The sequence below is a fragment of the Streptomyces smyrnaeus genome (assembly GCF_017676345.1).
In the GTDB taxonomy this organism is placed as follows: Bacteria; Actinomycetota; Actinomycetes; order Streptomycetales; family Streptomycetaceae; genus Streptomyces; species Streptomyces smyrnaeus.
In genome coordinates, this window is record NZ_JAFFZM010000006.1 from 270,622 (window position 1) to 295,326 (window position 24,705).

Consider the following 24,705-nt stretch of genomic DNA (forward strand, 5'->3'; position numbering starts at 1 on the left):
GTTTGCGCCTCGGCGCACGGTCGCGAACGGCCGTACGCGGATGTGCGCCGGTTGTGCTCCGTGGCGGGGGCGGGTGCCAGTACCCGCCCCCGCGCCGCACCCCTTATCCTTTCCCCATTCCAGTCTGAGGAGCCACAGTGGCTGAGCTGCACGTCGAGTTGGTCGCCGCCGACCGCAAGGTCTGGTCCGGCGAGGCCAGCCTGGTCGTCGCGCGCACCTCCTCGGGTGATATCGGTGTCATGCCCGGCCATCAGCCGCTGCTCGGCGTGCTGGAGTCCGGCCCGGTCACCATCCGTACGACGGGCGAGAGCGGCAACGGCACCGTCGTCGCCGCAGTGCACGGCGGGTTCATCTCCTTCGCCGACAACCAGCTCTCGCTGCTCGCCGAGGTCGCGGAGCTGACCGACGAGATCGATGTCGAGCGGGCGGAGCGCGCGCTGCAGGACGCCAAGTCCAAGGCCGATGAGGACGCCGAGAAGCGTGCCGATGTCCGACTGCGAGCGGTGACGGCCGCACGCTGACGTTTGTCGCGTCACACCCGGCGCACGACGACCCTCAGCCGCGGGTGGTCCCGGAATTATCCGGGTCCGTCCGCGGCTGAAGCCATACAGCAGGGTTTGAGAGACTTGTCGCGCGGCAGGTCCCGGAAAGAGCGAGGAGGTCGGTGAAGATGGTCCTCGCTCTGTTGCTGTGCGGCGTGGTCGTCCTGCTGGTGATGGCGGGACTCTTCGCCTTCGGGGTACGCCGACGGCTCATCCAGCGGTCCGGCGGAACGTTCGACTGCAATCTGCGCTGGGCCGTCTCCGAGGCAGAGGCCGTCGACCCCAAAGGAAAAGGGTGGGCGTACGGAATCGCCCGCTACAACGGGGACCGCATCGAATGGTTCCGCGTCTTCTCCTATGCCCCCCGGCCCCGCCGCCACCTGGTGCGCGGGGCCATTGATGTTCTCGAACGTCGCTCCCCGCTGGGCGAGGAGGAGCAGGCGCTGCTCTCCGACGCCGTGGTGCTCGCCTGCGCCGTGGGTCCGGAGCGGGTACGGGTGGAGCTGGCGCTGAGCGAGGACGCCCTCACCGGCTTCCTCGCCTGGCTGGAGGCCGCCCCTCCCGGGCAGCGCGTCAACGTGGCCTAGGCCCCGGCTACCCGGGCCCGATGCCCCACTCCTGGGCCAGTACGGCGGCCTGGGTGCGGCTGCGCAGCTCCAGCTTGGCGAGCAGCCTGCTGACGTGGGACTTGACGGTGGCTTCCGCCATGGTGAGGCGGGCGGCGATCTCGGAGTTCGACAGCCCCTCGCCCAGACAGCCGAGGACCTGCCGCTCGCGGCGGGTGAGTTCGGCCAGTCCGGCCGGCGGCTCCGTGGCCGAGCGGGAGGCCTGCGGACCGCCCGGCGCCGACGCCCCCGCGAACTCGGCGATCAGACGGCGGGTCACGGCAGGCGCGATCATGCCTTCGCCGCGCGCGACCGTACGGACCGCCTCGACCACCGCCGCCGCCTCGCTGTCCTTGAGCAGAAAGCCGGCCGCGCCCGCGCGCAGTGCGCCGAAGACGTACTCGTCGAGGTCGAACGTGGTGAGCACCAGGACGTCGGCGAGGCCGCCGGCGGTGATGTGCCGGGTGGCCGTCACCCCGTCCAGCCGGGGCATCTGGATGTCCATCAGCACCACGTCCGGAGCCAGCTCGCGGGTGAGCCGCACCGCCTCTTCCCCGTCACCTGCCTCACCGACCACCTCGATACCGGGCGCGTTGCGCAGGATGAGCACGATTCCCGCGCGTACGGCCTGCTGATCCTCGGCGACCAGCACCCGGATGGCTCGGTCAGCTGTCACTGGTTCGTCTCCCTGTGTTCGGGCCGGCGTGCTGCGCCGGACTCGTCGGCGGCCGTGTCCGTCTCGCGCGGTGCGGGCAGCACCGCGTGCACCTGCCAGACCCGCGCGCCGTCGGCGCCGGTCGCAGGCCCTGCCGTCAGTCGGCCGTCCAGCAGCTCCACCCGCTCGCGCATCCCGACCAGCCCCGCGCCCGCTCCGGGCGCGCGGGGCGAGCCGTCGTCCACCGGATCCTCGTCCAGCGGACTGGTGACCCGGATGCCGAGGTGGTCGGGGCGGGCGTCGTCACGGTCGAGTTCCACGGTGACGTTGCCCGGGGCCGCGTGCTTGAGCGCGTTGGTGACCGCTTCCTGGACCACGCGGTAGGCGGCCAGCTCCACCGGTGCGGGCAGCCGCTCACCCTTGGCGCGGCGGTCCGCCAGTGTGAACGTACGGCCGTCGCCCGCCATGGCCCCGGCGCGGGCCAGCAGTACGTCCAGCCCGTCGAGCGAGGGAGTGGCCGCCGGTTCCTCGGAGCCGCTCGCGTTGCGCAGCAGGCCGATGAGGCGGCGCATCTCGGCCAGCCCCTGCACACTGTTCTCGCGGATGACGCCCAAGGCTTCGCGGGTGGCGCCCGCGCTGTGGCCGGACTCCGGGAAGGAGAGGGCGGCCGAGGAGTGGATGGCGATGGCCGAGAGGTGGTTGGCGACCACGTCGTGCAGCTCGCGCGCCATCCGGGCGCGTTCGCTGTTGACCGCCTGCTTGCGGTCCAGCTCCGCGAGGAGGGCCGTCTGCTCGGCCCGCTGACGTTCGGCGGACGCCTTCTCCCGGTGGCTGCGGATGGCCTCCCCGGTGCTGGTGGGCACCACCAGCACACCGGCGCAGGCAGCCCCGACCAGCAGCAGTTCGGCCTTCTGGAAAGCGATCAGCAGCCCCGCCGTGACCAGGACGGTCACCACCACCGAACCCCGGATCACCCCGCGGGACAGGCGGGGCGATCCGTACAGCACGGCGGCGTAGAGCACATCGGTGAACAGGATCAGCGTCGCCAGCAACGAGCCCACCAGCAGATCGGCCACCTGCGCCGCGATGCCGACGTACAGCACATACGGCTGTCCCGTTCGGCGCAGCAGTGAGGCCAGACACAGCACGGCGAGCGGCAGCAGCACCAGCCAGCGTGGTCCGCGTTCCCACAGCGGGGCGCTGGTGAGACCGAACGCCCACAGCAGCAGCCCGCCGGCGGCCCCGGACACCGCGACCAGCACATCGTCCTGGTTCGGGCGCAGGCCACGGAGCGTGCGGATCCACGGTGCGGCGGCTGCGGTGGTCATGGCTCCATTCTCCCGAGTCCCCGCGGCGCGGGTGTCCCTCGCCCGGTCGAGCGTCGGCGCCGTGCGACTGCATCTTTCGATGCAGTCGGCAGCGCGGGGAATCGTCTCGGACGACGACGCCCCGGGCGGTCCCGCGGCGAGAGGGTGGGGGTACGCGTCCGGTCGTCGCGTCCGGCATCGGGGAGGAGGCGACGACCGGCGGCGATTCCGCCACCACTCCCGCCATGGGATACGCCAGGAGGGCGTTCAATCGTGATCGTGACGTTGATCATCGCCTGCGAGGTCGGCTTCTGGGTGCTGCTCGCGGTGGGCCTCGCGCTGCGCTACCTCGCACGGATGCCGCGTACCAGCGCGGCGGTGCTGCTGTGCGAGCCGCTGCTGGAGGTCGTGCTGCTGATCGTCACCGCGATCGATCTGCGCAACGGCGCGGAGCCCGACTTCAAGCACGGACTCGCCGCCGTCTACATCGGATTCACCGCCACGCACGGGCACTACATGATCAAGTGGGCGGACGGCCATGCCGCGCATCTGCTGGGCAGGGGACCGCGCCCGGCCAAACCGCCCCGCTACGGCACGGCACGGGCCGTGCACGAGTGGAAGATGGGGGCGCGTGCCATCGGCGCCGCCGTCATCGCGGCCGGACTGCTGCAGGCCGCGATCTGGTACGTGGGGGACGCGTCCCAGGTCGAACCGCTGCGCCAGTGGCAGACCCGGATGGGTTTCGTGGTCGGGATCAGTCTGATCATCGCGCTCAGCTACACGGTGTGGCCCAAGCAGCCGAAGCAGGGCGAGCAGCCGAAACACAGCGAGGCCGAGCGTGGCGAGTGGGGCGAGCGGGGCGAGCAGGGTGAAGCCGCGGCCCGGCCGGAGGCGGAGCGGTCGTCCCCGCAGCAGGCTGGTCCGGGAACTGGCCGGACCGGGCCTGCGGCCCGGTGAGACCGTGCGCCCCCGTACGACGACGGACGCCTGCCCCATCGGCGTGCGCGGCCGGGTCGGCCCCACCGGGGAAGGTGGGCTAGGCGCCCGGGTCGCGGCCGGGGGCTTTCTTGGAGTCGGGCTTCTTGAGCGCCGCCAGCGTGGCGCGGGTGTCCTTCTTCATCCAGCCGGTCACGGTCTTCTCGGACGGTGGCTCGAAGTCCTCGTCGATGCCGCCGCCGAACCAGCTCCAGCTCATCTCGTACGTCATCCACCCGGCACGTACCTCCAGCATGAGCCGGCCCAAGCTGTCGCCGCGCTCCTCCTTGATCAGGTACGCCTCGTCGCCGAAGCCGTCGACGGGAGAGACCTCGTACTGGTACGTGCCGGACTTCTGGTCCTCCCACGTCCGCTGCTCGGAGGCGAACTCGGGCGCGGGGTCGCTCTTCTTGTGCCACGTGACCGTGGTCGAGACGTAGGTGGTCGGTGGAGTCTTCGAGGTCTCGCCGTGCTCGATCAGCGTGCGGCTGCACCGGCTGACGTCGAGGCCCTTCTGCCGCGAGGAGTAGCCGTCCGGATTGTCCGAGGAGGACTCCTGGATCCGGTACTCCTGCTGGAAGGACTTGAGCTTCGCCGTCTCGCACATGTCGTGGTGGAAGCGGTAGCCCTTGAAGTCGGCCGCGGCCGAGTCGGCGGTGCCCTTGTCCAGCGCGCCGGTGGCCATCAGCGTCGCGGCCCAGGTGACCGAGGCGACGACCACGCCGCCCAGCGCCCACAGCCAGCGCGGGCCGCCGCCGCGCACCGGCCCGCCCGGCGGCTGTCCGGGGGGCCCGGGCGGGCCGGGGGGCGGAGTCTGCGGCTGGGCGTACGGGTTGAACTGGTACGCGGGCGTCGCGGTCGATGTGGGCTGCTGTGAGTACGGCTGCTGCGGCTGGGCCCCCGGTATTGCCATGCGGGGCACAGTACCCGCTGACTTCCGGTCAGGGTCCGTCGGCCCGGGGCAGCCGGGCGGCGAACGTGTCGAGGACGGCGCGGGTCCGGGCGGAGTCCGTGTGGAGATGCCCCGCCATGCCCAGGGCACGGGCGGCCTCGACGTTCTCCGGGACATCGTCGACGAACAGCGCGTCCTGTGCGGCGACCCCCAGCAGGTGGAGCGTGTGCGTGTAGATGCGCGGGTCCGGCTTGGCGAAGCCCACCTCGCAGGAGAGCACCACCTCGTCGGCGACGGACAGGTTCGGGGCCAGGTTGGGGCGGGCGTCCGGCCAGGCGTTGCTGACGAACGCGGTACGGGCCCGGCCCCGCAGCGCGGCCACCGCGTCGAGCAGCTCCCGGTCCCACACGGGGGTGCCCGCCAGATCGTGGCGCAGCTCGTCGAGGCCGGCCGCGTCCAGCGCGAGCCGTTCGCGGACGACGGACCACCAGGCGGGGCCGCTCATCCGCCCGACGAGCACCTCCGTGTCGTTGCCCGCGTAGACGGCCGTGATCAAGTCCCGCTCGCTGATGCCCAGTCGGGCCGACCACTTGGCGGCGGCGGCCGGCAGCTTGTCCTCCACCAGGACGCCGCCCAGGTCCATCAGCAGGGCGGGCCGTCCCCGCTCGGGTGGGCTCATCGCTCGCCGCCCGGCACCCACAGCACGTCGCCGACCGCCTTGTTGGCCGACCGGGCGAGGATGAACAGCAGGTCGGAGAGGCGGTTGAGGTAGGTCGCGGTCAGCGGGTTCATCGTCTCGCCGTGCTCCTCCAGCGCCGCCCAGGTGGAGCGCTCCGCGCGGCGGACGACGGTGCACGCCTGGTGCAGCAGCGCCGCTCCCGGCGTACCGCCCGGAAGGATGAAGGAGCGCAGCTTCTCCAGCCCTTCGAGGAAGTGGTCGCAGTCGGTCTCCAGCTTGTCGATGTAGGCCTGCTCGACGCGCAGCGGCGGGAACTCGGGGTTGTCCACCACCGGTGTGGACAGATCGGCGCCCACGTCGAACAGGTCGTTCTGCACCCGCAGCAGGACGGTACGGATCTCCTCGTCCAGCTCGCCCATGGCCAGCGCGACCCCGATCGCGGCGTTCGCCTCGTTGGCGTCGGCGTACGCCGCGATACGGGAGTCGGTCTTGGCGGTGCGGCTCATGTCGCCGAGCGCTGTGGTGCCCTTGTCGCCGGTTCGGGTGTAGATCCGCGTGAGGTTAACCATGCTGCGAGCGTAGTAGGGGCGCCGGTCGTGGCGACCGGGCCCGGACAAGCTCCGGGGGCACGGGCAGCGCCGCGAACGGACACCCCGGGGTTCATCTCCGTGCGTGCCGCCACCGCTCTTGCGGCGGATGGCGTAGCGAACTCTCCGTAGGTGTGGACTGTGGACGGACAACCATGCGACGGGCGTACGAACGGTCAGGAATGGAGGCGGATGCAGTTTTCCGATCGTCGGCTCATGTGAAGGACTGTCCCTGTCATGCGTCTCCCCTCCATGCCCTTCTCCCGTCATTCCGGCCCTCTCCGGGAAGCGGCGGGTGGAGCAGCCGAGTCCGTCACCGTCCTCCGTGCCCGGCGCTTGTGCCGCTTCCGCCTGGCGGCCGGCGCCCTGCTGGTCTGCCTGCTCGCCGCGGCCCTGCCCGCAGCCGAGAGCGCCGCGGGGCGGTCGTCCGCCTCGGCGTACCCCATGCGGATCACCGCGTACGTGGCCAACAGCGGGTCCCGGACCGTGTCCCTCTTCGACACCCGCCTCGAGCGTCCGGCAGGCGCCGCCCAGGTCGGAGCAGGACCGACGGGGGTGAGCGCGGCACCGGACGGCACGATGGTCTACGTCGCGAACGGCCGGTCGGACAGCGTCACCTTCCTCGCCACCGACGGCCGCTCCGTCCTCGCGACCGTTCCCGTCCAGAAGCGCCCCTTCGCGGCCGTCCCCACCCGGGACGGGAAACGCGTCCTGGTCGCCAACTTCGGTTCCGACACCGTCTCGGTCATCAGCGTCGGCGACCGGAAGGTTGTCGCCACCACCCCGGTCGCCAGGCTTCCGCACAGCATCGCCACCATCCCGGGCGGCTTGGCGTATGTGACGAACAACGGCGCCAACCGGGTCACCGTCCTCAATGCGAACGGCAAGCAGATCACCACCATCGGCGTGGGCGACTTCCCCAGCGGGATCAGCTCCTCTCCCAATGGCGAGCATGTCTACGTCTCGAACACCGGATCGGGCACGATCTCGGTCATCGACACCGACAGCAACAAGGTCGTCGCCACCATCCCGGCCGGCAGGGCGCCGCTCGGCAACGCGGTGAGTCCGGACGGCTCCCGGCTCTACGTCGCCGACTCGGCAGCGGACTCGCTGCTCGTCATCGACCTGTCCGCGCGGCGGGTCACCGGCAGCGTGCGCGTGGGCGTCACCCCGCAGGGCGTCGCCGTCACCCCGGACGGACAGCGGGTCTGGGTCACCAACGAGGCCTCCAGCACGGTGTCGGTCGTCCAGCCGGCCGGGCCCCGGCTCCGGAAGACCCTCCCCACCGGACCCGAGCCCGAAGGCATCGCCATCACGCCCCGGTGACGCCCGCCCTGCCCTGCCGTCCGTCCGTCAGGCGCCCACCTTCCGGAACACCTGGGTGCCCAGGCCCAGCGACACCACGGCCAGCGCGGCGGCGACGGCCGCGCCGAGGGCCAGCGAGCCGTCCGTGTAGTGCCCGGTGAAGGCGTCGCGTACCGCGTCGACGACGTACCGGAACGGTACGAAGCGTGAGAGCGTGTCCAGCCAGCCCGGCGCCAGCGCCATCGGAAGCAGGATTCCGGACAGCAGCATCGCCGGCATGTTGAGGGAGTTGATGACGGGCGCGAACTCCTGTGGCGAGCCGACCCGCATCGCCAGCGCGTACGACAGCGAGGCGAGCGAAGCGGCGAGCAGGCCCACCAGGAGGAAGCCCAGCAGTACCCCGGCCACCGGTGCGCGCAGTCCCAGGGCGACGCCGACCAGGACGAGCAGCAAGGACTGCACGAACAGCTGGAGGACGTCGCGGATCAGACGCCCCAGCAGCAGGGCCAGCCTGCTGACGGGCGTCACCCGCATCCTCTCCACCACGCCGTGCTGTTTCTCGATGAGGATGTTGAACCCGGCGAAGGCGGAGGAGAACAGGCCGAGCTGGACGAGGAGGCCGGGCACCAGCAGTTGCCAGGAGTCGCCGTTCCCGCCGAGGTGGAGGCCCTCCAGCAGCGGGCCGAAGAAGACGAGGAAGAGCAGCGGCTGGAGCAGCCCGAAGACCAGCCCGAGTTTGGATGCTGCCGTCTGCCGGATGTAGCGCCCGGCGATGATGCCGGTGTCTGTCAGCAGGTGGGACACAGGAGGGTTGTCCGTTCTCTAGGGAGACCGTGGGGAGCGCACGGGCGCACGGGCGCACAGCGCGCCCGGAACGCGCGAGCGCGCGGCTGCGAAGCTCTGCGGAAGCGGTGGGGCGGTGGAGCGGTGGTGCTTCGGGTCAGACGGCGACGGGCGTGTGTTCCGCCTCTCGCTCGGCCCTGCGCCCGGTCAGGGCGATGAAGGCGTCCTGCAGGCCGGCGTCGGCCGAGCCGGCGTGGCGCTGCTTGAGCTCGGTCGGAGTGCCCTGCGCGACGACGCGGCCGTCGTCCAGGATCACCAGTCGGTCGGCGAGCGCGTCGGCCTCGTCCAGGTAGTGCGTGGTCAGGAAGACGGTCATGCCGCGCTCGTCGCGCAGCCGCCCGACCAGCTGCCACAGGTCGGCACGGCTGCCGGGGTCGAGTCCGGTCGTCGGCTCGTCGAGGAAGAGCAGCACGGGTTCGTGGGTGAGAGCCATGGCGATGTCCAGTCGGCGCCGCTGGCCGCCGGACAGGGCGCCGCAGGGGCGGTCGAGCAGGGCGACCAGATCGAGTTCTTCCGCCAGCTCGGTGGTGCGGCGGGCGGCTTCGGACCTGCCGAGCCGGTAGAGCCTGCCCTGGGTGGTCAGCTCCTCGCGGACGCTGACGGTGGGGTCGACCCCACCGGACTGTGCGACGTAGCCGATGCGCCTCCGTACGCCGGTGGGGTCCGCGATCAGGTCGTGGCCCGCGACGGTCGCGGTGCCCGAGGTGGGCGGCAGCAGCGTGGTGAGCATCCGGAGCGTGGTCGTCTTGCCCGCTCCGTTGGGGCCGAGGAAGCCGAGGATCTCGCCCTGCTCGACGGTCAGGTCGATGCCGCGTACGGCTTCGACGGTGCGCGATGTGGTGTGGAAGGCCCGGGTCAGCCCGGCGGTGTGGATGGCTGCTGGCATGGCTCCAGAAAAACAGAGTCACTGAAAACTTGCAATCTCCCCAAGATTTGAGAGACCCCACCCTGGCCTACGATGGGGCCATGGCCACCACCGCCCCAGAGGGCCGCAGAGAACGGAAGAAGCGCGAGACCCGTCAGCGGATCTCCGACATCGCCACCGGGCTGTTCCTGGCGCGCGGTTTCGACGCGGTCACCATCGCCGAGATCGCCGAGGCGGCCGACGTCTCGGTCAACACGGTCTACAACTACTTCCCGGCAAAGGAGGACCTCTTCTTCGACCGCGAGGAGGAGATGGTCGACCGCGCCGCCGCCCTGGTGCGCGACCGCGAGCCGGGCCGGTCCGCCGCCGGCGCCGTACTGGGCAGGCTGCGCCAGGACATCGCCGAGCAGAACCTGTACGCGGGCATCCGGGAGGGGTTCGGCGACTTCATGCGTGTTGTGCGCGAGTCCCCCGCGCTGGTGGCCCGGCTGATGGTGCTGCACCACCGCACCGCCGACCGGCTGCGGGAGACCCTGGCTGCCGAGACCGACGCGGCTCCCGGCGATCCGATGCCCGAGCTCGTCGCCTACGAACTGGTGAACCTGGTCAACCTGGTGACCCGGGGCGCCACACTGAGCATCGCCGATGGAACCTCACCCGAACAGGCCGCCCGCGACGCGCTCGCCAAACTGGAGGCCTTCGAGTCGTTCGTCACCGACGAGTTCCTCAACTACGCGACGAAGCCCGGCCGGTGAGCCGCCCCCAGCCAGCGTCGCCCCACCGTGTGACGTCCGCCATGTGAGACGTGATACGTGTCTCTTCGTCCCCCACGCTCCGGCGTAAGGCGCTAATGTCCGCCCAACGGACGGTCATTCACAAGGCACGGGGCGCTACCCCCGAGGGCGGGAGCGCGACCCGGCGCGACGAAGTGAGGGTGAAGAACGTGGCGAAGAAGCTCGCCGTCATCGGAGCCGGACTCATGGGTTCCGGAATCGCACAGGTCTCCGCTCAGGCGGGCTGGGACGTGACGCTCCGCGATGTGACGGACGAGGCGCTCGCCCGTGGTACCGACGGGATCAAGGCGTCGTACGAGAAGTTCGTCGCCAAGGGGAAGCTCACCGCCGCCGACGCGGAGGCGGCCCTGGCCCGTATCACCACCACCACGGACCTGGACGCGGCAGCCGAGGCGGATGTCGTCGTCGAGGCCGTCTTCGAGAAGATCGAGGTCAAGCGGGAGATCTTCGCCGCCCTCGACAAACTGGTCGATGACCGGACCGTACTCGCCTCCAACACCTCCGCCATCCCCATCACCAAGATCGCGGCGGCCACCGGCCGGCCGGAGCGGGTCGTCGGCACGCACTTCTTCTCGCCGGTGCCCATGATGGCCCTGTGCGAGCTGGTGCGCGGCCTGAAGACCAGCGACGAAACCCTCGCCACCGCCCGGGAGTTCGCCGAGTCCGTCGGCAAGACCTGCGTCGTCGTCAACCGGGACGTCGCGGGCTTCGTCACCACCCGCCTCATCTCGGCGCTCGTGGTGGAGGCCGCCAAGCTCTACGAGTCCGGCGTCGCCTCGGCGGAGGACATCGACACCGCCTGCCGGCTCGGCTTCGGCCACGCCATGGGGCCGCTGGCCACCGCCGACCTGACCGGTGTCGACATCCTGCTGCACGCCACCGAGAACATCCACACCGAGTCCCAGGACGCCAAGTTCGCCCCGCCGGAGCTGATGCGCCGCATGGTCGACGCCGGCGACCTGGGCCGCAAGAGCGGGCAGGGCTTCTACCCGCACTGAACCGCCGCACGGGACGCCCGGAGACGGTGGTCGTACTCCACGCCCTGCCGCCGGCCTGGTTGCCGGTGGTTGCTCCTCTCCTCGGCGCGTGGCCGGCGGAACCGACGGTCCGCGCCACCGGCACATCCGGTGACCGGTCCGCTGCCGGCTCCCACTCACCTGAGTGAAATCCGGTATCGGTCAGGACACGGACGGCAACTCCACCGCTGCGGCACCAGTCATCTGTGGTGAAGGGGGCCGCACCCCGTGCAGGTCCCCGCGGCGGGCTGCAACACGCGCAAAGCGCCAACAAACGACGGAACCACTCCGGGAGCGCATATGCACATCAGGGGCGACCACGCCGAGCTGGTCGTCGGAGGTCGTCTCGACGTCCGCAGCGCGGCGGACGCCCGTACGGTTCTGCACGCGGCTGTCGACTCGGGCGACGGCGACCTCGTGCTGGATCTCGCCGAGCTCGACTCGTGGGACGCCACGGGCCTCGGCGTCATCATGGGCGCCCACCGCCGCGCGGGACGGTGCGGCCGCAGACTCGTCCTGCGTGAGGTGCCCTCGCAGATGCAGCGCCTGCTGGTGGCCACTCGGCTGCACCGCATCCTCGCCATCGAGACCCCCGCGCCGGGCGGCTCCCGGGCGGCCGGGTCCCGGTCCGGACAGTCCGGCATTCTGGCGAAGCCATGACAACCCGGCCGGTGCCGTCCCCGCGTCCCGCCGCTTCCTGGACAATGGAGGCCGCGCACCGGACCGGCCCCTCTCGACCGGCCGGCCGCGCCACCAGCTCTTGGGAGACATGACGATGGAACGGCACGGCAGCGAGCGTTACGCACACGGGGACGAGCACCCGTCCACCGGAGCCACGACCAGCGGCGAACCGGCCGGCGGCGAACCGACCGGCGGCGAACCGGCCGACGGCCGACCGGGCAGTGGGACCGGCGGCGAGTCGGCCCGTGCGGTCCGGCTCGTGGCCGACCGGTACCTGGTGACGGTCAACCCGGTCGACGGCAGCGAGATCGAACCCTGCCCGCCGGGTGAGCAGCGCGGCACCCCGGCCAAGCTCACCCCGCAGGACCGCCCCGTCCCCGAGACGGTCACCGCCGTGGCCGCGCTGCCGCCCGGCAGCCTGCTGGAGCGGGACGAGGAGCGCGAACGGCTCACCCGGCTGCTCTCCCGTGGGCGCTCGGTGCGGCTCACCGGGCGCTCCGGGTCCGGCCGCAGCGCCCTCCTCGACGCCGTCGCCGGGGACGTCGCCTCCCTCGCGCCCGACGGGGTGATCCGGCTCAGCGGCTACCACCGCACGCCCAGCGACCTGATGTACGACCTGTTCGCCGCCGTGCACAGCGCCCCGCTGCACCGGCCGGGGAAGACCGAGCTGGTCAGCGCGCTCGGTGGGATCGGCGCCGTCGTCCTCGTCGACGATCTGGAGTTCGGCGGCGAGGCCCTGGACGAGCTGCTGCGGGCCACGCCCGAGTGCGCCTTCGTGTTCGCCGTCACCCCCGACCAGCCGGCGCCCGCCCCCGGCTCGTACCTCGAAGAGGTGTTCCTGCCCGGGCTGAGCCGTACCGCCTGTATGGAGCTGATGGAACGGGCCGTCCACCGCCAGCTCACCGACGAGGAGGCCGACTGGGCCGCGGACCTGTGGTTCGGCTCCGAGGGGCTGCCGCTGCGCTTCGTCCAGGCCGGGGCGCTGCTGCGGCTGCAGGGCAGCGACAGCGTCGTTCCCGACCTGCCGGACGACGTGGCGCTGGCCCCGCTGCTGGCCGCGGCGCTCTCCGAGGCGGGCCGCGGAGCACTGCGGCTGGCCCTCGCACTCGAAGGAGAGCTCCCGCACCCCGAGCACCTGCCCGCCCTCACCGGCGACCCGCAGGCCGACGAGAGCGTCACCGAACTGCTGGCCTCCGGGCTGATCAGCCCGGCAGGCGGCCACTTCAAGCTCGCCGCGGGCGTCGCCGCACAGCTCACCGAGGCCGGTCACACCGAGGGCGGCGCCGCACACGCGCTCGCTGCCGCGCAGCACTACAGCTGGTGGGCAGGACAGGCCTCCGTCAGCGCCGACCGCGTCGCGCAGGAAGCCGACGCGCTGCTCGCCGCCGTACGGGGCGCCCGGGGCGGCGGCAGCGCCAGTGCCGCGGTGCTGCTCGCCCGCACGGCAGCGCCCGTGCTGGCGGCGGGCATGCGCTGGAGCGCCTGGGAGCGGATGCTGCGCTGCGGCCAGGAGGCCGCCCGCGCCTCCGGTGAGCTCGCCGAGGAGGCCTACTTCCACCACGAGCTGGGCATCCTCGCCCTGTCCGCCGGCAACCCCGAGCGGGCCCGCTCCGAACTGGAGACCGCGCTCGGGCTGCGCGGCACACTGGCGGAGCAGCGCGGCATGGTCGCGGGCCGCAGGGCGCTCGCTCTGGTGACCGACCAGCTCGCCGCGGCCGGGTCCACCCCGCCCGGCGGACCGGCGGCGAGCCCGGCCGTGAACCCGTACGCCCCCGTCGACACACCGCCGCTGGGCGCTCCGGAGGCCGTCACCGCAGCCGCCGCCGGGACCGACGCGGCCACCACCCCGGCCCTGTCGACCGCCGCCGCGCAGCAGCAGCAGCCGGGGGAGACGCTGGTCTCGCCGACGGACGGCGCGCCCGACTCGGCCGGCACCGCGTCCCGCGCCGGGCACACCAGCGGCCGGCACGGCGCACCGCGCGGCTGGCGCGCCTTCACCAGCAGCAAGCGCAACCTCGCGGCGGCCGGTGCGGGCGCGCTGATCGCCGCCGTACTCGGCACGGTCGTCACGCTCGGCACCGTCTCCGACGACGACCCCCCGGACTCGGTACGGCCGGATGCCGGCACCTCCCGAGACGACGAGGACAACGCCCCCGGCGACGCCTCGCCCGGTGACGGCAGCAGAAGCGGACAGCCGGGGCGGCAGCAGCCCGCCGCGGGCAGCCCGTCGCAGGGCGCTCGACAGGGACCGGCGTCCTCGTCGCAGGACGCGGGGACGCCTGGCGGCAGGCCGAGCTCCTCCGAGGAGTCCTCCAGCTCCCCGGACGACCCCAGCAGCCCCCACAGGCCGCCGTCCTCACCCGACGACCCGCCCTCCTCGCCGAACCGGCCGCCGTCCTCCTCGCCGGAGGACCCGCCCTCCTCCCAGGACCCGTCGCCCGACCCCAGCGACGACCCGTCCTCGCAGGACCCGGGGAAGACCCCCTCGGGCGGCGCGGACCGGACCCCCACGGACGCCGGCACGACAACTGGCGGCTCCCCGAGCACCGGCCAGGGGTCCGACTCGGCCGCACCCTCGGCGTCGTAGGTCCCGAGGGAACGTGCTCCGCGGGACAGTCGAGGTGCCGCTGCCGCGGGTCGGCAGTGTCGCCCGCGCAGAGGCTGCCGCACCGTGCACAGGCGCGGGCGGCCCGGCAGCGGCAGGATCTCGTGCATGAACGATGCCCGCGAAGTGCTCTGCCGTCCGCGCTGGAGGCGCACCCTGTGGTTCTTCGTCGGGCTCGGGGCGGCCGGGATGGGCGTGGCCGTGGTGGGCACGCTGCTTCGGGACGAGCTCGCGGTGGTGTGGCTGGGTGTCGGACTGCTCCTCGCCCCGCTGGGCGTCGCGGCGCTGTACGCGGCCACCGCCCGGGTGCGCGCCGACGCGTACGGCCTGCGCTCCTGGACGCTGCTGAGCCGCTGGAGCGTGCCGTGGCAGGACGTCGCCGACCTACGGATCCAGCTGCGGCACGAGCGCAACCACCGGGCCAGGACCACCCGTCGCGTCAGCGTGTTGCTGTGTGACGGCGGCAAGCGGCTCCTGCCCCTGCCGCACGGCCCCTGTGACGACCCGGACTTCGACGCGGAACTGGACGTGCTCCGCGCACTGCACCGCCGGCACGGAACCCCGCGGTCGAGCCACCTTCCCGTCCTTACGTACCGCACCGTCGGACGAACCTGGGCCGGGGCGCTGAGTCTGTGCGTGCTGCTGCTGGCGGGCGCGGGGGTGGCCGCCTGGTTCGTACCGAACGCGTCGTCGCAGGAGAGGGCGTGGGTCTCGGCGGCCCCGTGCACTTCCCGCACCCCCGCCGACGAGCGTGACGAGTGCCTGACCACCCTGTCGGCCGAGATCGAGCGGACCGAGGCCGGCCGGCCCAAGCACAGCAGCTGGTTGTACTTCACCGACAGCCGGCCGCAGAAGCGGCTCGCGGTCTCCCGCGAGGCCGCGCTCGCGTTCGATGCCGGTGACAGCGTCGAACTGACCGTCTGGCGCCGCGAGGTGATGGAGGTCGCGGGGGAGGGCCATGTGTGGCGCAACCACATCGCCGACGCCGGGGCGCTGGCCGTCGTCGCGGCCGCGGTCGCCCTCGCCGCGGTCTACCCGGGCACGAAGGTGCTGCTGCGGCTGCGCGCCCGTCGCCGGCCCGACGACGAGGTCCTCCCGTCGGCTCTGCCGTTCGCGGGCGCGCTCGTCGGCACGGCCGTGTGGCTGCTGCCGCTGTGCTACCGCCACCCCACGGGCCTCGCCTCTTCCGAGGCCGTCGCATGGGCCGTCGCGGGTTCGCTGGTGACGCTGGGCCTGTTCGTCCGGGCCTGGTACGCCACGCGCGTCCGTACGCCCGCGGCGGACGCTGAGGACGCTGCGGCCGAGGTGTCCGCCGAGCCGGAGCGGGAGGCGTTCTTGGCCGCCCGGTTCCTGGAGCACACCGAGTACAACCCGCACGGCTTCGGCACCCACATCGTCGTCGGGGACGGCCCGCCCGCTGTGACCCCCCACCCGGGCCCGGGAAGGTTCGCGGCCAGACCGATTCCGGTGGAGCGGCTCACCGTGCGGGACGTGCGGCGGGTCCGGGGCGACGACGGCGACACCGTCCCCAGGGGCTGGCACATCGCCGAACTCGACGACGCGGGTACGCCGGTCCGCCTCGCGGCCGCCCCGGACGACCTGGCCCGCCTGGTCCGCGAGTTGGGATCCGCGCGAACGTCGGCGCAGGCCGCGGGCCCCCGGACGTGACCACCTCCGGCGGCCCGCGACGGCGGCCGTTCGCAGCGGCCGTCCGGAGCGGCCGTCCGGCGCCGTCCGCAGCGGCCGTTCGGCCGGGCCGGTGCCGGGGCAGGCCGGGCCGCCGGGTCAGAACAGGCGGAGCTTGTCGTCCTCGATACCGCGCAGGGCGTCGTAGTCCAGGGTCACGCAGTCGATGCCGCGGTCGGTGGCCAGGACCCGGGCCTGGGGCTTGATCTCCTGGGCCGCGAAGACGCCCTTGACCGGGGCCAGATGCGGGTCCCGGTTGAGCAGTTCCAGATAGCGGGTGAGCTGTTCGACGCCGTCGATCTCACCGCGGCGCTTGATCTCGATGGCGACGGTCGTCCCGTCGCCGTCCCGCCCCAGGATGTCGACGGGGCCGATGGCGGTGGGGAATTCGCGGCGGATCAGTGACCATCCGTCGCCCAGCGTCTCCATACGGTCGGCGAGGAGTTCCTGGAGGTGCGCTTCCACGCCATCCTTGATCAGACCCGGGTCGACGCCCAGTTCGTGGGAGGAGTCGTGCAGTATCTCCTCCATCGTGATGATCAGTTTCTCGCCCGCCTTGTTCTCCACCGTCCAGCGCTCGTCGTCCCCCTCTTTGAGAGTGCACGGGGGAGACATCCAGTTGAGGGGCTTGTAGGCGCGGTCGTCGGCGTGGACGGACACCGATCCGTCCGCCTTGACCAGGATGAGTCTGGGCGCTGAGGGCAGGTGTGCGGTGAGCCTGCCGGCGTAGTCGACAGAGCAGCGGGCGATGACGAGACGCATGGTCGGTCACGCTACTCGACCGCACGTGCTGTGCGCGATTCGCCCCCGGATGGGGTGTTCGACAGTGGCGCGAGTATTCCCATTCTCGTGCTGCTCTCACCCTCGTGGCCGTACGGTAAGGCTGGGCGTCGCCGTCCGAGGTTGCGCGACTACGCGGTGATGTCCCTTCACCCCCAAGAGACCCGGCTTCCGGGCCCGGGTCGCGAGAGGAGAAACCCATGTCGCTCGACGTCCCACCTGCGCTGTTGGAACAGGCAGAGCGTGGCGAGGTGGATGAGGCGGCGTTCGTCGACTGCGTCCGCACCTCTCTCCCGTACGCCTGGGAGATGGTCAGTTCGCTCGTCGCGCAGTTGAAGGTGGACGGCGGGGAGTTCGCCGACAACCAGACGCCGCCGCCGGATGAGCAGCGCCGGGGGCAATTGCTCCGTGCAATGGCCAGCGACGCCATCCGGGGTGCGCTGGAGCGTCACTTCGGTGTGCGGCTCGCTTTCCAGAACTGTCACCGGGTCGCTGTCTTCCCGCTGGACCCGTCGGTGGACGACCGGCTCGCCCGCTTCACTTCCATACGCGGTCAGCTCCTCAACCAGTCCCCCGAGCTGCGCGACTGCTGAGCCCCACCCACGGCGGACGGGGCCCTGAGGCGGTTGCGGCGGTGGAGTGTCGTCGCCGCAACCGCTTCTCGGCATGCCACCACGCGGGCGCCGCCCGCCGAGTGGGATCGCCCGCGGCAAGCGCCGCCTGCAACGTTTTTCAGCCTTTGCGACGCCGTCGGCTCGGGCCCGGGTCGCGGACCTGTCCGGCCTGCTCTCAGCCGAGCAGCGGCAGCACCTCACCGGCCAGCCGATGGACGTTGCGCAGCGTGGCGTCCCGGTCGCCGGTGCCCTCCACCAGCAGCGCGAACCGCTCGATGCCGGTGCGCTCCGCCGTCGCCGCGAGCCGTTCCGCGCACAACCGGGGCGTCCCCACCGGATGGAGCTCGCACAGCAGCTCCGTGTAGCCGTTGGGGTCCCGCATCGGGCGCGGCCGGCCGTCGACGGTCACATGCTGGCCCAGCCCTTCGCGCAGCCAGCCGGGCATGGTTTTCGTCAGCAGCCGCCGTGCCTCCTCGAACGAGTCGCCGACCTGCACCACACCGGCCGACACATGCCGTCCCGCGGCCGCCTCCACCACCTCGGGCGGGTGGCCCGCCTCCAGCGCCGTACGCCGCCACAGGCGGGTCATGTCGGCCTTGTCCTCGTCCCCGCAGTGCATGCCCAGCAGCATGGGCAGCAGCCGCTCGGCAGCCAGCCGCACGGTCCCCGGCGAGGTGCAGGCGACGACCACACCGGGGCCGGCCCCCGGGCCGCCGTCCGCGCCCCTGGCCGGCCCGTCCGCGGCGAACCCGGCGTCAGGGCCCGCGGCGTCCGGGCGGGGGACCACCTGGACCTCACGGAAGCGGTACCGCTCGCCGTCCGCGCCCACCCTCGGCTCGCGCAGCCAGCGCAGCAGCAGGTCCAGTGCCTCCGGGAAGCCCTCCTCGAACGCCTTCAGGCCGCCGCCGAACACCTCCAGATCCACCCAGGGGCCGCCGCGTCCGACGCCGAGCGTGAAGCGCCCCTGGGAAAGCAGATGGAGCAGTGCCGTCTGCTCGCCGAGCGTGACCGGATGCGCGTTGGGCAGCACACTGACGGCCGTGCCGACGCCGATGTGCCGGGTACGCCCCAGCAGCAGCGCCGCGAGTGTGACCGCCGAGGGGCACACTCCGTAGGACACGAAGTGGTGTTCGGCCAGCCAGACATCGGCCAGCCCCGCCTCCTCCGCGGCCTCAGCGGTGCTCACCGCCCGCTCCAGCGCCTCACCCTGCCCCTGGCCCGGGAACTGTGCTCCCAGGACAAAAGCTCCAACTCGCATTCCCCACCGCCCTCGTGACTGCCCGCGGCCGTCCGGCCCGGCCCGGGCTGGGCGTTCCGGAAGGCCGGACACCCTACCCGGCACTAACGCCGGACATGTGCCGAAGGCACGGCCTGACAGGCCATTCATCAGATGAACGCCGATCGGCCGTCGCCTGTGGACAGCCGCGAGCGGTCGTCGGCCACCTGCGTAGGCTGGAACGCGTACGGCCGCCGCGCCGCACGCACCCCGAGGCGTCACTCGCGCTGCCGGGCGGTGCTGCGGGCGGCCGTCGGCCCGTCCACCGCCGTCGACCCTCCGAGGTGCCCACGTGTCCCCGCGTCGTAACCGCTCCCGCAGCGGCGCAGTCAACTCGGCCAAGGCCGCCCGCACCGGCTCCGGGGTGCGGCGCGGTGGTGAGGAGCGCAGCGAGCGGGAGCGCTACGGCCTGGAGCGCACCGAGGACTGGCGGGGCGAGGAGTGGGCGGTCCGCCAGATAAGCGGCGGCGCGGCGGTCAAGCACTACCGGTGCCCCGGCTGTGACCAGGAGATTCCCCCCGGTGTTCCGCACGTCGTCGCCTGGCCGCTGGAGGGCGATGTGGCCGACCGTCGGCACTGGCACCGCGCCTGCTGGAACGCACGGGACCGCCGGAGTGCCAGACTCCAGCGGTCCCGTAACGCGCCGCGCTATTGAGGGTCGGGCCGGTCGGCCGCCGCCCCGTGCGGTGATGCCCGCCGCTACACGTCGCGCTTGTGCAGCAGGGCGTAGGCCACCCCGAGGATGATCAGCGTGACGACGGCCAGGCCACCGAGCAGCGGCCAGCCCGTGGCGTCCTGGTCCTCGGTCATGGGGATGCGGTAGAGGGAGGCGAGCCCGTTGAGCGGGGAGTACTCCAACAGGAAGTCGCGGACGTCCTTCAGGGCCTCGCCCGCCATGAACAGCGCCATCACCAGCGGCAGCAGGACGACGCCCATCATGGTGGTGATCGCGCCCGCCGAGTGCCGCAGCAGTGCGCCGACCGCCAGCGACAGCAGCCCGAGCAGGGCCACATACAGCCCGGCGCCGACGGTGGCGCCCAGCCACTCGCCGCCGGAGGCGACCAGCTTCCCTCCTTCGAAGGACCCGCCGAAGTTGCTGTCGCTCACGTACGAGGGACGCGTCTGGTCGCTCAGCAGCGCGGAGTTGATCAGCGCGGTGAGGGTGCAGGCCAGCGTCGTCATCACGAACGCCAGCACGAAGAAGACCACGGCCTTGGCCAGCAGCACCCGTCCCCGCTGCGGGCAGGCGGTGAGGGTGGTGCGGATCATGCCGGTGCCGTACTCGGAGGTGACCACCAGTACACCGAGGGTGATCACGCAGAGCTGGCCCAGCATGAGCCCGAACAGGCCGCTGGAGAGCAGCGGCATCCCGGTGTAGTCGTCACCGCTCAGCGCCATGGCGGTCAGCAGGCCGATACCGACGACGAGTACGAACATCACGCTGAGCGTCCACACCGTGGAGCGAACGGTGCGGATCTTGGTCCACTCCGAGACGAGCGCGTGACCGAGGTGGGTACGCGCCATCGGAATGGGCGAGTTGTAGGGGGCGATGCCGTTCGGCCAGTTCGCCTGCCCAGCCGCCTGGCCCTCGTACTGCTGGGTGCTCATCAGGCGTCCTCGCCTTCGTTCTTGGTGGTGCTGCTCGTGCTGCTGCCGGCGGCGCCGGCCGGGGGCTGCTGCGCACGCATCTGGAGCGTGCCGCCCTCCGGAGCGCCCGGCTGCGGTGCCTGCTGCGGTACCGGCTGCTGGGCCACGTACGGGTTGCCCTGCGGGGCCGGCGGCATCTGCGCAGCCGCCCCCGGTACCGGCGCCGCCTGCGGCGGTACCGTGCCGGGCACCGCCATTCCCGGGGCCCCGGCGGGCTGTTGCAGCCCCGCGCGCATGTCGGTCGTCGAGCGGTAGTCCACCGAGCCCTGGGTGAGCCTCATATACGCCTCTTCGAGGGAGGCCTGATGCGGCGACAGTTCCCACAGCCGGACGTCCGCGCTGTGCGCCAGGTCGCTGATGCGCGGCAGCGGCAGCCCGGTGACGCGCAGGGCGCCGTCGTTCTCGGGCTGCGCCTGGCCGCCCGCCTCCTGCAGCGCCACGATCAGCTTCTCGCGCTGCTCCGGCTCGGTGTCCGGGGTGCGCACCCGGGCGAACCCGACGGAGTTGCGCTCGATGAACTCCTGCACGGACATGTCGGCCATCAACTGACCGCGTCCGATGACGATGAGGTGGTCGGCGGTCTGTGCCATTTCGCTCATCAGATGGCTGGAGACGAAGACCGTGCGGCCCTCGCTCGCCAGTCGCCGCATCAGGTTGCGGACCCACAGGATGCCCTCCGGGTCGAGGCCGTTGACCGGCTCGTCGAAGAGCAGCACCTGAGGGTCGCCGAGCAGCGCGGCCGCGATCCCCAGGCGCTGGCCCATGCCGAGCGAGAAGCCCTTGGAGCGCTTCTTGCCGACCTCCTGGAGGCCCACGACGCCCAGCACCTCATCGACCCTGCGGGCCGGAATGCCGGACAGCTGGGCGAGGGAGAGCAGATGGTTGCGTGCGCTGCGACCGCCGTGCACGGCCTTCGCGTCGAGGAGCGCACCGACCTGGCGGGGTGCGTTGGGCAGGCCGCGGAAAGCGTGGCCGCCCACGGTCACCCGGCCGGACGTCGGCGTGTCCAGCCCCAGGATCATGCGCATCGTGGTCGATTTCCCGGAGCCGTTGGGCCCCAGAAACCCGGTCACGGCCCCCGGCCGCACCTGGAAGGACAGGTTGTACACGGCCGTCTTGGCGCCGTAGCGCTTCGTCAGGCCGTACGCCTCGATCATCCTTTGCCCTTGGACGCAGTTCGGGGCTCGATCGCCCCCGGACATGGCCTAGGAGGCTACGGGGCCCCGAATCGGTTCCATCAGGCGGCCCCCCTGAGGGGGGCCGCCTTCTTGGGCAATCGTGGGTAAGTGCGGCTCAGGCGTCCCGCTTCTTGAGCACGATGAAGCCCGCCACCAGTGCGGCCGCCGTCCACGCCACCATGATCAACAGCCCCTCCCAGGGGCCGTACGGGCGGTCCAGCGTCTCCGGCACCACGGCCATCACCGTCGTGCCCGCCTGGTCCGGAAGGTACTGGCCGACCTTCTTGGTGGCCTCCACATTGCCGAGGATGTTGGAGATCAGGAAGAAGAACGGCATCAGGATCGCGAACGCCAGCAGCGGACTGCGCAGGACGAAGGTGATCCCGACGGCGAACATGGCGATCAGCGCCATGTACAGGCCGCCGCCGACAACGGCGCGCAGCACCCCCGGGTCGCCGATGCCCACCCCGTGCGAGCCCAGCAGGGCCTGGCCCAGGAAGAACGCGCAGAAGCTGGTGAGCATGCCGACGACCAGCACCAGGACGCCCGCGATCAGCACCTTGCACCACAGGAACGTGCCCCGCTGCGGCACCGCGGCCAGTGAGTTGCGGATCATGCCGGTGCTGTACTCGGCCGACACGATGAGCACGCCGAACGCGATCATCGCCAGCTGCCCGAGGCCCATACCGGCGAAGCTGGTGTAGGTGGCGTCGAAGGTGAGCCGGTCCCCGGTGGACATGTCGTCGAACGTGGAGGCGGTCACCGCGCAGATCAGCGCGCCCAGACCGACGGAGACGATCAGCGCCGTGGCGAGTGTCCAGACGGTGGAGTGTACGGAGCGGACCTTCGTCCACTCGGACTTGAGTACCCGGGTGGTGTGGTTCATTCTCAACGCCCCCTCTTCCAGTCCTCGCCCCAGGCGGGGGGTGCCTGCCCCGGCTGCGGCGGTGGCGCTGCGCCGCCCGGCGGTGGAGCGGCACCCGGGGGCGTCTGCGGCAGCTGCGTGCCGTCGGCACCGGGCGCGTAGGCGTGGTACTCGACGCTCTGGGCCGTCAGCCGCATGAACGCCTCCTCCAGTGAGGCCCGCTGGGTGCTCAGCTCGTGCAGCACCACCCCGTTCGCGGCGGCGAGCTCGCCGATCCGCGGCGCTTCCCCGCCGTCCACCTCCAAGGCGCCGTCCCCGCCGGTGACCGGCCTGAGACCGGCCTCGACGAGCACGTCCCGCATCCGCTCCGGCTCAGGGGTGCGGACCCGCACGTGCGTGCGGGAGTTCTCCGCGATGAACTGCGACATCGAGGTGTCCGCCAGCAGCTTGCCCTGGCCGATGACGACCAGGTGCTCGGCGGTCTGTGCCATTTCGCTCATCAGATGGCTGGAGACGAAGACCGTGCGGCCCTCCCGGGCCAGCTGCTGCATCAGATTGCGGATCCAGTGGATGCCCTCCGGATCGAGGCCGTTGACCGGCTCGTCGAACATCAGGATGCGCGGGTCGCCCAACAGCGCGGCTGCGATCCCGAGCCGCTGCCCCATGCCGAGCGAGAAGCCCTTGGGCCGCTTGCGGGCCACCTCCTGCAGGCCCACCATCTCCAGCACCTCGCCCACCCGGCGCTCGGGGATGCCGTTGGACTGCGCCAGGCACAGCAGGTGGTCGTAAGCTCTGCGGCCGCCGTGGACGCCCTTGGCCTCCAGCAGCGCACCGATACTGTTGAGCGGTTCTCGCAGCTCCCCGTAGTGCTTGCCCTCGATACGCACATCGCCCCGGGTCGGGGCGTCGAGGCCGAGCACCATCCGCATGGTCGTCGACTTGCCCGCGCCGTTCGGGCCCAGGAAGCCGGTGACCGTACCCGGACGTACGGTGAAGCTGAGACCGTCGACAGCGAGCTTGTCGCCGTACCGCTTGGTGAGGTCTTCCAGCTCGATCATTCTTCGACGCTAAGGGCCTGCCCGCGCACTCGCCACTTGTGCGCATTATCCGCACATCACCCGCACATGCGAAACGGGCCGCACCGTGTGGTGCGGCCCGTTTCATGTGCGCCATCACTTTCCGCCGCAGCGGTGGCCAACTCCCATGGCCTGTCCGGCGGTGCCGAGCGAACCCGGGGGTTGCGCCGGGCACGGCACCGCCGGTCTGCGCCGTGGAGCGCCTCGCCGTCGCGGCGGCAAGGGAGCTGGGCCTGGGGAATGCCCCGCGCAGCGGTCAGCGGGACTGCTGGGCCGGCACGGAGCGGCCGGCGGCCTCCTCGTCCGCGACCTCCTCGCCGGGCTGGCCCGCGGCCGCCACGGCGGCGCCGGTCAGCGTGGCCAGCATCTCGCGCACGTTGGTGAGCTGTGCGTTGATGCTGTCGCGGCGGTTGGTGAGCGCTGCCAGCTCGCGCTCGGACTCGCTGCGCACCCGGTCGGCCTTCGCGTTGGCGTCGGCGACGATGTCCTCGGCCTGGCGCTGGGCGGTCTCGACGGTCTGGCGGGCGCGGCGCTCCGCGTCCGTGCGCAGCTTCTCGGCCTCCAGGCGCAGCTGCTCGGCGCGGTGCTCGATCTCGGCGAGCCGCTTCTCGGCCTTCGCCTGACGGGAGGCCAGGTCGCGCTCGGACTGCTCGCGCCGCTTGGCGAGGTTGGTCTCGAAGTCGGCCGCGGCCTGAGCCGCCTTGGCGCGGGTGTCCTCGAAGAGGGTGTCGGCCTCCTCGCGCTTGGACTGGGCGTCCTTCTCCGCCTCGCTGCGCAGCGAAGCGGCCTCGCTCTTCGCCTTGTCGACGATGCGGGAGCCCTCTTCCTCGGCCTTCGCCTTGCGCTCGGCGGCGAACGCCTCGGCGTCGTTGCGCACCTGCTGCGCCGCGCCCTCGGCGAGCTCGCGGTGCTGCTCGGCGGCGCGACGGGCCTCCTCGCGCAGGTCCTTGGCCTCTTCCTCCGCGAGACGGAGGATCTTCTCGACTCGGGCGCCCAGCCCGGCGTACGACGGCTCGGCGTCATTGACCTGAGCCTGGGCATTCTGCGTTTCGAGGTGCAGTTCCTCGATGCGCTTTTCCAGAGAGGTGATACGGGCCAGGGCGCTGTCACGGTCGGCGACGAGCTTCGTGATGCGGTCGTCCACCTGCCCGCGGTCGTAGCCACGCCGCACGAGCTCGAAGCCGAAGGGGGAGGAAGTGTCGCTCATGGGGTTCCTGTCGAGTCAGACGGGT

General features: G+C 72.0%; 25 protein-coding genes. 11 read left to right on the plus strand and 14 right to left on the minus strand.

From position 1 onward, the window contains the following. The first annotated feature begins 137 nt into the window (after positions 1-137). Positions 138-521, plus strand: a complete 384-nt coding sequence (locus JW613_RS12685) for a F0F1 ATP synthase subunit epsilon (RefSeq protein ID WP_099884276.1) — start codon at positions 138-140, stop codon at positions 519-521. 149 nt (positions 522-670) lie between these two features. Then, a complete protein-coding gene (locus JW613_RS12690; protein WP_209210883.1) occupies positions 671-1,129 on the plus strand; it encodes a DUF2550 domain-containing protein in 459 nt (152 codons plus the stop codon). 7 nt (positions 1,130-1,136) lie between these two features. Here the strand turns inward: JW613_RS12690 and JW613_RS12695 are convergent, their stop codons facing one another. Both JW613_RS12695 and JW613_RS12700 read right to left on the minus strand, forming a co-directional pair. Next, positions 1,137-1,823, minus strand: coding sequence for a response regulator (locus JW613_RS12695; protein ID WP_209210884.1), 687 nt, complete (start codon positions 1,821-1,823; stop codon positions 1,137-1,139). After that, a complete protein-coding gene (locus JW613_RS12700) occupies positions 1,820-3,130 on the minus strand; it encodes a sensor histidine kinase (RefSeq protein WP_209210885.1) in 1,311 nt (436 codons plus the stop codon). Before JW613_RS12700 ends, JW613_RS12695 begins: the two co-directional genes overlap by 4 nt. Before the next feature lie 252 nt (positions 3,131-3,382). Here JW613_RS12700 and JW613_RS12705 point away from each other — a divergent pair, with 252 nt between their 5' ends. After that, positions 3,383-4,066 carry a hypothetical protein gene (locus tag JW613_RS12705; RefSeq protein ID WP_307865872.1) on the plus strand — a complete coding sequence of 228 codons (684 nt, stop codon included), beginning with the start codon at positions 3,383-3,385 and terminating at the stop codon, positions 4,064-4,066. 79 nt (positions 4,067-4,145) lie between these two features. On the opposite strand, the gene JW613_RS12710 is transcribed toward JW613_RS12705, so the two are convergent. Genes JW613_RS12710 through JW613_RS12720 form a run of 3 tightly spaced genes read right to left on the minus strand, consistent with a single transcriptional unit; the run spans position 4,146 to position 6,224 of the window. Continuing rightward, complete coding sequence (locus JW613_RS12710; protein ID WP_245225460.1) at positions 4,146-4,997, minus strand: hypothetical protein; 852 nt, start codon at positions 4,995-4,997, stop codon at positions 4,146-4,148. Between the two features lie 28 nt (positions 4,998-5,025). After that, on the minus strand, positions 5,026-5,655 hold the full coding sequence (locus tag JW613_RS12715) for an HAD family hydrolase (RefSeq protein WP_245225461.1): 630 nt from the start codon (positions 5,653-5,655) through the stop codon (positions 5,026-5,028). Continuing rightward, positions 5,652-6,224 (minus strand): cob(I)yrinic acid a,c-diamide adenosyltransferase, encoded by a 573-nt coding sequence (locus JW613_RS12720; RefSeq protein ID WP_209210887.1) that lies wholly within the window; start codon positions 6,222-6,224, stop codon positions 5,652-5,654. Before JW613_RS12720 ends, JW613_RS12715 begins: the two co-directional genes overlap by 4 nt. A 255-nt stretch (positions 6,225-6,479) precedes the next feature. Between JW613_RS12720 and JW613_RS12725 the strand changes: the two genes are divergently transcribed. Then, complete coding sequence (locus JW613_RS12725; RefSeq protein ID WP_245225463.1) at positions 6,480-7,568, plus strand: YncE family protein; 1,089 nt, start codon at positions 6,480-6,482, stop codon at positions 7,566-7,568. Between the two features lie 27 nt (positions 7,569-7,595). On the opposite strand, the gene JW613_RS12730 is transcribed toward JW613_RS12725, so the two are convergent. Further along, positions 7,596-8,351, minus strand: coding sequence for an ABC transporter permease (locus JW613_RS12730; RefSeq protein ID WP_209210888.1), 756 nt, complete (start codon positions 8,349-8,351; stop codon positions 7,596-7,598). Between the two features lie 136 nt (positions 8,352-8,487). Beyond that, positions 8,488-9,276, minus strand: coding sequence for an ABC transporter ATP-binding protein (locus tag JW613_RS12735; protein ID WP_209210889.1), 789 nt, complete (start codon positions 9,274-9,276; stop codon positions 8,488-8,490). An 80-nt stretch (positions 9,277-9,356) separates the two neighbouring features. Here JW613_RS12735 and JW613_RS12740 point away from each other — a divergent pair, with 80 nt between their 5' ends. The 5 genes from JW613_RS12740 to JW613_RS12760 all read left to right on the plus strand — a co-directional run bounded on the left by JW613_RS12740 (position 9,357) and on the right by JW613_RS12760 (position 16,019). Continuing rightward, on the plus strand, positions 9,357-10,010 hold the full coding sequence (locus JW613_RS12740) for a TetR/AcrR family transcriptional regulator (RefSeq protein WP_209210890.1): 654 nt from the start codon (positions 9,357-9,359) through the stop codon (positions 10,008-10,010). Between the two features lie 188 nt (positions 10,011-10,198). Further along, positions 10,199-11,047, plus strand: coding sequence for a 3-hydroxyacyl-CoA dehydrogenase family protein (locus JW613_RS12745; protein WP_209210891.1), 849 nt, complete (start codon positions 10,199-10,201; stop codon positions 11,045-11,047). 318 nt (positions 11,048-11,365) lie between these two features. Further along, positions 11,366-11,725: an STAS domain-containing protein gene (locus JW613_RS12750; protein ID WP_209210892.1), complete on the plus strand. Its 360-nt coding sequence runs from the start codon at positions 11,366-11,368 to the stop codon at positions 11,723-11,725. Between the two features lie 109 nt (positions 11,726-11,834). Next, positions 11,835-14,333 (plus strand): ATP-binding protein, encoded by a 2,499-nt coding sequence (locus JW613_RS12755; protein ID WP_209210893.1) that lies wholly within the window; start codon positions 11,835-11,837, stop codon positions 14,331-14,333. Between the two features lie 126 nt (positions 14,334-14,459). Continuing rightward, entirely contained in the window at positions 14,460-16,019 is a 1,560-nt protein-coding gene (locus tag JW613_RS12760; protein WP_209210894.1) for a PH domain-containing protein, read from the plus strand. Between the two features lie 117 nt (positions 16,020-16,136). Here JW613_RS12760 and nucS read toward each other — a convergent pair whose 3' ends face one another. Further along, positions 16,137-16,799, minus strand: a complete 663-nt coding sequence (gene nucS, locus JW613_RS12765) for an endonuclease NucS (protein ID WP_209210895.1) — start codon at positions 16,797-16,799, stop codon at positions 16,137-16,139. Between the two features lie 218 nt (positions 16,800-17,017). On the opposite strand from nucS, the gene JW613_RS12770 reads away from it, so the two are divergent. Next, positions 17,018-17,410 carry an SCO5389 family protein gene (locus JW613_RS12770; protein WP_099884292.1) on the plus strand — a complete coding sequence of 131 codons (393 nt, stop codon included), beginning with the start codon at positions 17,018-17,020 and terminating at the stop codon, positions 17,408-17,410. Between the two features lie 196 nt (positions 17,411-17,606). Here JW613_RS12770 and JW613_RS12775 read toward each other — a convergent pair whose 3' ends face one another. Then, on the minus strand, positions 17,607-18,689 hold the full coding sequence (locus JW613_RS12775; RefSeq protein ID WP_209210896.1) for an LLM class flavin-dependent oxidoreductase: 1,083 nt from the start codon (positions 18,687-18,689) through the stop codon (positions 17,607-17,609). A gap of 310 nt (positions 18,690-18,999) precedes the next feature. Between JW613_RS12775 and JW613_RS12780 the strand changes: the two genes are divergently transcribed. After that, entirely contained in the window at positions 19,000-19,362 is a 363-nt protein-coding gene (locus JW613_RS12780; RefSeq protein WP_209210897.1) for an Rv1322 family protein, read from the plus strand. 44 nt (positions 19,363-19,406) lie between these two features. Here JW613_RS12780 and JW613_RS12785 read toward each other — a convergent pair whose 3' ends face one another. The 5 genes from JW613_RS12785 to JW613_RS12805 form a co-directional block, all read right to left on the minus strand. Further along, positions 19,407-20,315, minus strand: a complete 909-nt coding sequence (locus JW613_RS12785) for an ABC-2 transporter permease (protein ID WP_209210898.1) — start codon at positions 20,313-20,315, stop codon at positions 19,407-19,409. After that, on the minus strand, positions 20,315-21,511 hold the full coding sequence (locus JW613_RS12790) for an ABC transporter ATP-binding protein (RefSeq protein ID WP_245225464.1): 1,197 nt from the start codon (positions 21,509-21,511) through the stop codon (positions 20,315-20,317). The genes JW613_RS12785 and JW613_RS12790 overlap by 1 nt, the downstream gene beginning before the upstream one ends. Before the next feature lie 136 nt (positions 21,512-21,647). Beyond that, the gene (locus tag JW613_RS12795; RefSeq protein WP_209210899.1) at positions 21,648-22,418 is read right to left on the minus strand and encodes an ABC transporter permease; all 771 of its coding nucleotides are present in this window, start codon (positions 22,416-22,418) and stop codon (positions 21,648-21,650) included. Between the two features lie 2 nt (positions 22,419-22,420). Then, entirely contained in the window at positions 22,421-23,455 is a 1,035-nt protein-coding gene (locus JW613_RS12800) for an ATP-binding cassette domain-containing protein (RefSeq protein ID WP_209210900.1), read from the minus strand. 274 nt (positions 23,456-23,729) lie between these two features. Then, positions 23,730-24,680: a coiled-coil domain-containing protein gene (locus JW613_RS12805; RefSeq protein WP_099884304.1), complete on the minus strand. Its 951-nt coding sequence runs from the start codon at positions 24,678-24,680 to the stop codon at positions 23,730-23,732. Between the last annotated feature and the right edge of the window lie 25 nt (positions 24,681-24,705).